We start from the raw sequence: 9994 nt of genomic DNA, 5'->3' as shown, positions 1-9994 counted from the left end.
TGGAGATGAGGTCGAGGGCCTACAAGATTTGCGCCTTTGTCTTGTTCGGCGTCCTCATCACCGTCGCCCTCGTGCTGCTGATCGTCCTGGAAGTCCAATGGATCAAGTACTGGCACCGTCTCTTGAAACAAGACAGGCTTTGAGGTGAGTGCTGCGGGATGGTGCCCTTGTCGCGCTCGCCGCAAGGGTCCGAGTCGGGCCGTTCGCCCTTTCGAGCACGATGAAAAGTATGAGATACCAAATCTCTCTCCAGCTGCCAATCCTCAAGGAGCCCTCGAACGGAGTAGTCTCAGCCCGTTGAAGGTCACGAGGAGAGAAGCCCCCATATCGGCGGCGATGGCGGACCAAAGGAATGCGTAGCCCGTGAAGGTCAGAGCCACGAAAACCGCCTTGACGAAGAGGGAGAAGAGGATGTTCTGGTGGATGATTGCGAGCGTGTGCTTGGAATGTCGTATCAGCCATGGCAATTTCGAGAGGTCGTCAGACATGAGGGCGATGTCAGCGGTCTCGATCGCGGCATCGCTGCCGGCCGCGCCCATGGCGATGCCGAGTGTTGCGCGGGCCATCGCCGGGGCGTCGTTGACTCCGTCGCCTACCATTGCCACATCGTGATAGCGGGTGACCAGGGACTCCACAGCCGCTACCTTATCCGCGGGGAGTAGGTCGGCGTAAACCTCGTCGATGCCCGTCTCCCGCGCGATTGTCCGAGCCGTCCCGTCGTTGTCTCCTGTGAGCATCACCACATGCTCCACACCTTCCCTGCGCAGCGCCTCAACCGCGAGCCTTGCCTCGGACCGCACGCCATCGGCGAGGGCAATCAAACCGCATACGTGGGCCTCGTTCCCGATGACCACGACGGTGCGGCCGGCCTTGGACATTTGCTCTAGTTTTGAATGAACGTCTTCCGTCTCCTGCCCTCGTTCCTCCAGGTAGCGGTGAGAGCCGAGCCAGTACATTTTTCCCTTGAAGCGGGCTGTGGCACCCTTGCCGCCGATGATCTGAAAGTCTTCTGCAGGAAGAAACGTGACACCCCGACCCCGTGCGAAGGCCAGTATGGCCGCAGCGATGGGGTGTTCGCTCCGCGCCTCCATGGCGGCCGCTCGCTCGAGAAGGCCCGCCACGTCGTGATCCCTCAAGGGAGCGACCTCCACCACAGCGGGCCTTCCTTCTGTGACTGTTCCTGTCTTGTCGAATGCGATGGCTTTCAAGTGCGCCGGCGCCTCCATATACTTGCCACCCTTCACTAACACGCCGTTGCGGGCAGAGGCCGCGACCGCGGCCACAATGCTTACCGGAGTAGAGATCACCAGGGCACAGGGACAACTGATGACGAGCAGGACGAGCGATCTGTAGAACCAGTCCCCTATGACCCCGCCCAAGAGCAGCGGTGGGAGGAAGAGCGTCGCAACGGCGAGCCCCATGACGGCAGGGGTATAAAACCGGGCAAATTTCTCGACCCATTGCTCCGATGGGCCGCGCTTGCTCTGCGCTTCTCCCACCATCCGAATGATGTGCGCGAGAGTTGTCGCCTGGGCGGGTTTGGTACTTTCGATTTCGAGGGCCCCCTCCCCATTGATGGTGCCCGCGAACACAGGGTCCCCGGGATTCTTAGCAACAGGGATGCTCTCGCCCGTGATGGGCGCTTGGTTTGCTTCGCTGACACCGTGAACCACCCGCCCATCCAGGGGGATTCTTTCCCCCGGTTTCACGATAAGGAGAGATCCGACGGGGACCCTGTCCGGAAGCACTTCCTCCTCACTTCCATCATCGCGTTTCAGCCGGACGGCGGGTGGCGCCAATTCCATAAGCGCGGACACCGCACGGCGGGCGCGGCCGACGCTCCATGACTCCAGCGCCAGTGAAGCGGCAAATAGGAAACTGACGGTGGCCGCTTCGAACCATTCCCCGATTGCCAGGGCCCCCAGAACAGCAACCGTCATGAGAAAGTTCATATCGGGGCGGAGGCGTCTTGCGGCTGACCATGCCTTCGGCAGGACATACCAGGTGCCCGATAGAATCCCCATGCTATAGAGGAACTTTGACACGAGAGGGACGTGATGGGAAAGTCCGGTTCCCTCGGAACCCAGCGCCGCCGCGAGACCCCCGGCGATCCATGTATGCGAGAGGAAACCTGCCAGTGAGAACATGCCGCTCACCGCGGACAGTACGGTCCGTCCCTGGTGCCGCCAGAATCGCCCACCGCGAGGGGACTCGGGCTGGTCCCGCCAGGCCTCTGCCCGCATTCCCGCACGAGCCACGGCCCGGAGAATGGTGTCGGACGATACGTTTCCCGTATCTGGGGCGATAGTCATCTTTCCATTCAGAATGTCAAAAGAAAGACGTTCCTCGCCGCCCACGAGAGGCGCGACTTCGCGCCTGAGGGTCGCAACTTCATCGGCGCAGTCCATCCCGTGAATCTTGAACTGAATCCCGGACTCGGCTTTCAGACCGCCTCCTCGCCGTGCTGGCCAGTACGGATTTTGACGGCGTCCTCGACGGCACTGATGATAATTCTCCCGTCGCGAGAGTACCCCGTACGAGCTACGCGGGCAATCGTCTCCACCACAAGTGGAGCAAGGCTATCGGGGACGACGCACTCCACCTTCATCATCTCGAAGCTGTCGATCGCATCGATCCCGTGGCTCTGGGATTCAGGATCTGCATGGCCACGCGGGAATCCGCGTATGTCCGAGGTGATGAAACCAGGCATCGACGGGATTCTGTGAAGTGCCATCACGACATCATAGAGCTTGGACGGTTGGATCAGGGCCTTGATCTCCTTCACGTGAGTCACTCCTCCTTCAGATTCCGCTGGCCGGCATTCGAGGCGCGAACCAGCGGTAGAGCGCCGGGACCACGACAAGCGTGAGAAGGGTCGAGCTGACCAGCCCTCCTATCACCACGGTGGCCAGGGGCCGCTGGACCTCCGCGCCGGAACCGGTCGCCAGGGCCATCGGCACGAAACCGAGGCTTGCAACGAGAGCGGTCGTCAACACGGGGCGGAGACGCACCATGGCGGCCTCCCGCGCGGCATCGCCGGGCCCCAGACCGCTCTCCTCTTGCAGTTTGCGCGCGAAGGAGACCAGGACCACGCCGTTCAGGACCGCCACTCCAAAAAGGGCGATGAATCCGACGCCGGCGGAGATGCTGAAAGGCATACCCCGGACGAGCAGGGCCAGGATCCCGCCTGTGGTCGCGAAAGGAACGTTCAGGAAGATGAGAAGCGCGGGTCGGTGCGAGCCGAAGGCTCCATAGAGGAGCGCAAAGATCAAGAAGAGAGCAAGCGGCACGGCGACCATCAGACGCCGGGTCGCCGCTTCAAAATGTTCGAACTGTCCGCCCCAGGTTGCGTAGTAGCCGGACGGCAGATGGAGCTTCGCGGCCACGGCGGCGCGAGCCTCGGCGACGAAACCGGCCATATCGCGGCCGCGTACGTTACCCTCCACCACGATGCGCCGCTCGATCTGCTCCCGGCTGATCTGGGCCGGACCCTCCTCGATGCTGATGTCGGCCAGCTGCGCCAGAGGGATGAGTCGTCCGTCGGGAGCTCCGACGGGAACGCCTCCGAGCGCGTGGGGGTCGGCGGCGATCCCCTCGGCCAGGCGAACCGCGATGTCGAACCGCCGCCTTCCCTCCAGGACGCTCCCCACAACACGTCCGCTGCGGGCCGCTTCCACGGCCGCAAGGACGTCCTCGACCCTCACGCCGAAACGGGCGATCCGATCCCGGTTGACCCGGACTCGCACCATCGGAAGCCCCGCCGTCTGCTCCACCTTCACGTCGGCGGCCCCCGGAATCTTCGCCAGAATGGCAGCCAGCTCGCGTCCCTTCAGCGCCAGGACGTCAAGGTTATCGCCGAAGACTTTCACGGCCAGGTCGCTCTTGGTGCCGGCGATCAATTCGTTGAAGCGCATCTCGATGGGTTGCGTGAAGCTGAAGACGTTCCCAGGCACTCCCTTTTCGAGCGCATCGTGCATCGTGGCGATCAGGCGTTCACGGTTCATTCCGGGCCGCCACTCGCGCCGGGGCCTCAGTATGACGAATACGTCGGAAAGGTCGATTCCCATCACGTCGGTGGCGATTTCAGGACTTCCGGTCCGGGAAACGACCGTCTGGACCTCGGGGAAGGGCCGCAGGATCTTCTCAATCTCGGTCGTGGAGGCCAGGGACTGGCTGAGCGAGACACTGGGAAGCCGTGAGGCCTGGATGACGATATCGCCTTCGTCAAGCCGAGGGACGAACTCGGCCCCCAGGAATGTCCCGGCGGCAAGCGACAAGACGAAGAGAGAGGCGGCAAAGGCCATCGTGAGCAGTGGGTGAGTCATCGCCTGGTCCAGAACGGGCCGGTAGGCTCGGTGCGCCAAACCCAGGAGCCACGTCTCCTTTTCCTCGATCTTGCCGCGCAAAAGGAATGAGCAGAGGACCGGGACCAGCGTCAGGGAGAGGAGCAGCGATCCCGCCACGGCGAAGACCACGGTCCAGGCCATCGGCCTGAACATCTTCCCTTCGATCCCGCTCAAGGTCAGGATCGGCAGGTACACGATGAGGATGATGCCGACCGCGAAGACGATAGGGCGTCCCACTTCTTTGGCCGCATGGGCGATGGTCTCCTCGCGTTCTTCGTCGGTCAGCCTCTTACCGGACAGTACCCGGAGAATGTTCTCGACCATCACGACGGATCCATCCACGATCAGACCGAAATCGATGGCTCCCAGGCTCATCAGGTTTCCGGAGATCCTCGCGCGCCCCATGCCGATGAAGGCCACCAGCATCGAGAGGGGAATCGCCGACGCCACGATCAGCCCGCCGCGCAGGTTGCCCAGGAGAAGGAGCAGGACGGCAATGACGAGGAGCCCGCCCTCGATCAGGTTCCGCGAGACGGTGGCGATGACACGGGAGACGAGGCTCTGCCGGTCATAGTAAGGAACGATGCGGACTCCCTTGGGAAGGGAGGGCTGAATCTCGGTCAAGGCCTTCTTGACCTGGTCCACCACCAGCCGAGCATTCTCACCCTCGAGCATCAAGACCATCCCCACCACCGTTTCGCCCGCTCCGTCCCGAGTGGCTCCGCCAATGCGAAGCATAGGGCCCTCCCGGACTTCGCCGACGTGCTTCACGAGAATGGGCGTCCCTTCCGAGGTGACTCCGATGACGACCTTCTCCAAGTCTTCGATCCCCGAGACCATTCCCTCGCCCCGGACGATGTACCCCTCGCCCCCCTTCTCGATGATTCCACCGCCGCGATTCAGGTTGTTCCGCTCCACCGCCTCAAAGACCTGCGGCAGCGTGAGCCGGTAGGCGAGAAGCCGCGTCGGGTCGACCAGGACCTGGTACTGTTTGGCCTGTCCACCCCACGTGTTCACCTCCACGACGCCCGGAACGCTCCGCAGGCGGTACGCGATGTCCCAGTCCAGAATCGTTCGGAGCTCCATGGCCGAGAACCCCTCTCCCTCCAAAACGAAATGGAACACCTCGCCGAGACCCGTCGTGATCGGCCCCATCTCGGGGCGATCAATCCCTGGAGGAATAGCCTCCTGCGCCGCCGACAAGCGCTGCTCGACGAGATTCCGGGCGAAATAGATGTCGGTGCCCTCCCGGAAAACGACCGTCACGGCCGAGAGCCCGTAGCGCGACGTGGATCGAATCTGCTCGAGGCTCGGAAGCCCGCTCATCGCGTTCTCCACGGGCCGGGTGATGAACTGCTCGACCTCGACGGGCCCTAGAGCGGGAGCTTTGGTCAGGATCTGGACTTGAACGGTCGTCACGTCGGGCATCGCGTCGATGGGGAGCTGAGTGAGGGCTACCCAGCCCAGGGCGACGAGAACGATCGCCGCCATCGTCACGCCGAGGCGGTTCCGAAGGGAGAGGCCGATGAGGCGCTCGATCATCAGTCTTCCCCTTCTATGGTTCCCTTGAGGAGCTCCGATTTCAGGACGAAAGCCCCTTCGGCGACGACCTGCTCCCCCTCATGAAGACCGTGCCGGATCTCGATCATGCCGTGAGCCTCGCGACCCGTCTCGACCGGTCGCAGCTCGAACCGGCCCGGCTGTACCTGGACGAAGACGACCGGCAGGCTGGAGATTTTCTGGACCGCTCCGGCGGGAACGGCGGTTGCTTCGATCTCCGAAGCGCCCCGAAGGGGAACGGCCACCGTCACGAAGAGGCCGGGGCGGAGCTTACCGCTCCGGTTGTCCAGAACGATCCGGACATGGGCGGTCCGGCTGGATTCATCCAAGGCAGGTTCGATAAGAGCGATCCGCCCGGTGAACACTTCGCCCGGATACGCATCGGTCGCCACCTCGACGTCGCCTTCTTCTTGAATTTGGCCCAGGTCCTTTTCGTAGACGTCGGCCACCGCCCAGACCCGCGAAAGGTCGGCGATCGTGAAGAGCGCAGCGTCCTTCTCCACCAAGAGCCCGGGGGAAATGGCTCTTTCCAAAACGACCCCCGCGAGGGGCGAGGGCACGGAAAACTGGGAAGGCGAGTCGGAATCGGTTACGGAGTCAGGATTGAGGCCCAGGCGGGCCAAGTCCTGCCTGGCCGCGCCGGCCTCCGCTTCCGTCGCCTCGGCTTCGGCCTTCCGGGCCTCCACCTCCGCTCGGCTCATCGCCTTCAATTCCAGAAGTCTCTCCGCCCGTTCGGAAGCCTTCCGGGAAGCCGCAGCCCGAGCCGCGGCAGTCCGATGCCGGGAGAGGGCCGCAGTGACCTCTGGCCCCTCAATGAGAGCCAGGGACTGTCCAGCTTTGACACGCTGCCCGACATCCGCGAGCACCTGGACAATGCGGCCGGCGACTCGGGCCCTGATCGCTACGCTCTTCTGGGCGTCCGGCTTGATGACACCGCTGGCCACCACGTGAGGATGGAACGCTTCCCGGGAGACTGGAACGACCTTGACACCGGCGGCCCTCAGCACCTCCTCGGACAAGACCACGATCCGCGAGTCGGCTTTTGGGAGTTCTCTGTTCGGGGGAGCTTCCGAGGCCTGTCGGCAGCCAGTGGCGGAGGCAATCGTCAAGACCAGGGCCCACGTCGAGGCTCTAGCCCAACTCATCATCGGTTCTTGCGTCATCGGACCACCTCCGCTCCCAAGGCCCGATCCAGCTCTATCTCTGCTCGTCGGGCCTCTCCGTACAGGTCGATGGTCCTCAGGCTGACATGGATGGCTGTCCGGTAGGCATCCAGCAGCTCCAGGATCCGCATTTCTCCCACGTCGTATGCGGCTCTGGCGATTCGGATCAGCTCGTCAGCGTCGGCGGCCGCGTAGGATTCTGCAGCCTCACGACGAGCGGCGGCCTGGGCAAGCGCCGCTTCGGCCTCAGCCAGCGCCTGCCTTGACAGCGCTTCACGCTGGGAGCGAAGCAGCGCTCCTTCGGCTCGGGCGATGGCGCGGGACCCCTGGCCGTGATCGAAGAGTGGAATGGGAATCGAAATCGCCGCAACACTTCCGGTGTCCGCTTCGTTCGCGACTTCGGTCGTCTTGGCTCCCAGGGTGAGAGAAGGTTCCGGAATGGCGCGGCGGCGAGCGGCTCGGGCCAGGTAATCCGTCCGCTCCGTTTCCGCGTCGAGTGCGAGCAGGTCTCCGCGAGTTGCGACCGCGACTCGGGCTTCCTCCAGGCTGGGAAGGGATGGGGCCGTCTCGACGTTCCCTTCGGCCACCAGGCTCTCCGAAGGGAGGCCCACCAGAGCGGCAAGCTCAGCTCTCGGCCGGACTACTTGCCCTTGGGATTCCAGAAGGTCAGCCTGAAACTCGGCTCGTTCTCTCTCGGCGCGCATCCGGTCGAAGCCGGAGGCTTCCCCCTCCTTCTCGCGAGCTCTCAGTACCTCGACCAGCTCGCTCAACCGGGAGAATCCGGTTGCGAGACTGGAACTCCGCGCCTGCGATACGAGAAGCTCCAGGAACGCTTCCCGCACACGGGCCCGGACCAGCCTCACCCGGGCCAGCCGAGTTCGAGCCTCCGTCGCCTTGAGGGCGCTTCTGGCCGCGGACCTTTCCAGGGAGAGTCTTCCAGTCAACGGGAGCGGCAGCGCCAGTGTTGCAAATCGATCTACGGTCCCAAGAGCTTCCTCGCGCGAAACGAAAACCTCGGGGTTCGGCCATAACCCGCTGGCGCGAACCTCGGCCTGGGCACGGTCGACCTCCAGACCGAGCGAGGCCGCCACGGGGGACTTGTCCGAGAGCCGAAGCGCCTCTTCCAACGTGATCGGCCGAGGCTCCGATGCATGAAAGGTAGCTGGGAAACCAAGCAACAGGACCATCAGTGTTGTTTTCTTCAAGATCGTCCTCTGGTTGTCGGAGTTGCCCGGCAAAAATGCGGCTGGGCGAATTGCACTCTAGGCATTGACCACACCGGGGATGGAGTGTGAATCGAATCGGACTCCATTCCATTCGGGAGCGGCAGTCGCTAGGTAAGGAAGAGAATCGCTAGAGCGCGGCGATCGGTATGTGATCGAGGGTGGGGGAGATGCCGGTCGCTAGGTAATACACGGGAGGAACAGGTGCCTCGGCGATGCTCTCGGTCGTCACAAAGGAGAAAACCAGAAGGGCTGGTCCGAGGGTAGAACAGCAGAAGCAGTCAGGAACACAGACGGTTCCACAGGGATCCGCTGCGCCGGCCTGTGACGAGGAGGTAATGAGGCTCCCAGTCGAGAATTCGGAGGGGTCGCACGAGGCATGCGCCAGGTCCGCGACGATCATGACCAGCAATAGGGTTGCGGCGCTCTTGATGAGCATTCGCCAGATGTCGCTTGGCAGCGTGCGAGAGGCTGAACGCATCGAAGTCTCCAGACAGCAATATTAGGCGGAGGACGCCCTCTGGTCAATCCCAGGACGATTTGTCGCAATTCCGTGAGCCGAACCTCTCGAAGGCGGCTCCGCGAGCCGCCGCGCTTCCTACTCCGAGGCGGGATGGCGGGCGGCCTGCTCGCGCCGGGCGGCGGCGCAGCAGGCCCCCCGGGGAATCGGCCTGCCGTGCGGGCAGGTTGCGGGATGACCGAGGAAGGAGCAGATCGAATCGGTCATCACGGGCGACAGGACGTGCTCGAAGTAGCAGGCCTCCTTCTCGACCACCTCCTCGCGCATCTGGAACGTCTGGGAGAACAGGATCTCGGCCAGGCGCTGCCGCCGGATGAGGTTCTCGGCGCGGCGATAGCCGGCCGGGGAGAAGACGTCTCCCGGTCCCGGCTCCAGGATCCCCATGGCGCGCATCCGGTCGAGCAGCTCCGGCTGGGCGAGGTGGAATCCCTTTCCGCACACCACGTGCGCCGACTCGTGCCCCTCGTGTTTCATCCACAGGTATTCCAGGACGTGCTCGATCGTCTCCTCACCCGGATGGTGGGTCAGCGACTCTCCCGCCAGGCGGCCGTGCGCCAGCTGGATCTGCCGGTCCGCGAGCTGTCCGACGAGGATGTCGTGGGTCACCATCACGATCGTCTGCCCGTCGCCGTGCATCTTCCGGAAGAGATCCATCACGCCCCGCTGGTTCTCTTCGTCCAGCGACCCGGTCGGCTCGTCGGCCAGGACGAGCTTCGGGCGGTTCGTCAGGGCGCGCGCGATGCACACCCGCTGCTTCTCGCCTCCCGAGAGCGCCGAGGGGAGGTGGTGCAGCCGGCCGCCCAGGCCGACCGCCTCCAGCGCCTTGGCCGCCTCGCTCTCGTCCGCCAGGCTGTGCAGGTATTGGGCGAGCATCACGTTCTCCACCGCGGTGAGGTAGGGAATGAGGTGGTACTGCTGGAAGATCAGGCCGACGCATTCCCTCCGGTAGCGGATCAGCTCGGGACCCGTGAGCCGGGTGAGATCCAGCCCGTCGACGATCACCCGGCCCTCATTCGGCACGTCCAGGCCGCCGAGCATGTTGAGCAAGGTGGTCTTGCCGGATCCCGACGGTCCCATCACGGCGATCCATTCCCCGGCGCGGATCTCCAGACTCACCCGATCCAGGGCGATGACCTCGTGGTTGTAGTGGCGGGTGACGTCTTCGATCCGGACGAAGGACAT

General features: G+C 63.8%; 6 protein-coding genes. All 6 read right to left on the bottom strand.

Features of this window, described 5'->3' with window-relative positions:
* Positions 1–263: 263 nt before the first annotated feature.
* The 6 genes from VGR67_04715 to VGR67_04690 all read right to left on the bottom strand — a co-directional run bounded on the left by VGR67_04715 (position 264) and on the right by VGR67_04690 (position 9994).
* Positions 264–2147, bottom strand: coding sequence for a heavy metal translocating P-type ATPase (locus VGR67_04715; GenBank protein ID HEV8335701.1), 1884 nt, complete (start codon positions 2145–2147; stop codon positions 264–266).
* 296 nt (positions 2148–2443) lie between these two features.
* Positions 2444–2785: a P-II family nitrogen regulator gene (locus VGR67_04710; GenBank protein ID HEV8335700.1), complete on the bottom strand. Its 342-nt coding sequence runs from the start codon at positions 2783–2785 to the stop codon at positions 2444–2446.
* A gap of 16 nt (positions 2786–2801) precedes the next feature.
* Positions 2802–5888: a CusA/CzcA family heavy metal efflux RND transporter gene (locus VGR67_04705; GenBank protein ID HEV8335699.1), complete on the bottom strand. Its 3087-nt coding sequence runs from the start codon at positions 5886–5888 to the stop codon at positions 2802–2804.
* Complete coding sequence (locus VGR67_04700; GenBank protein ID HEV8335698.1) at positions 5888–7051, bottom strand: efflux RND transporter periplasmic adaptor subunit; 1164 nt, start codon at positions 7049–7051, stop codon at positions 5888–5890. The genes VGR67_04705 and VGR67_04700 overlap by 1 nt, the downstream gene beginning before the upstream one ends.
* A gap of 14 nt (positions 7052–7065) precedes the next feature.
* Entirely contained in the window at positions 7066–8196 is a 1131-nt protein-coding gene (locus tag VGR67_04695) for a TolC family protein (GenBank protein ID HEV8335697.1), read from the bottom strand.
* 694 nt (positions 8197–8890) lie between these two features.
* Positions 8891–9994, bottom strand: a complete 1104-nt coding sequence (locus VGR67_04690; protein HEV8335696.1) for an ATP-binding cassette domain-containing protein — start codon at positions 9992–9994, stop codon at positions 8891–8893.

Source organism: Candidatus Polarisedimenticolia bacterium (assembly GCA_036004685.1).
Taxonomy (GTDB): Bacteria; Acidobacteriota; Polarisedimenticolia; order Gp22-AA2; family AA152; genus DASYRE01.
Note: the sequence above shows the minus strand (reverse complement) of the source record. Positions and strands in the feature narration are given on the sequence as shown.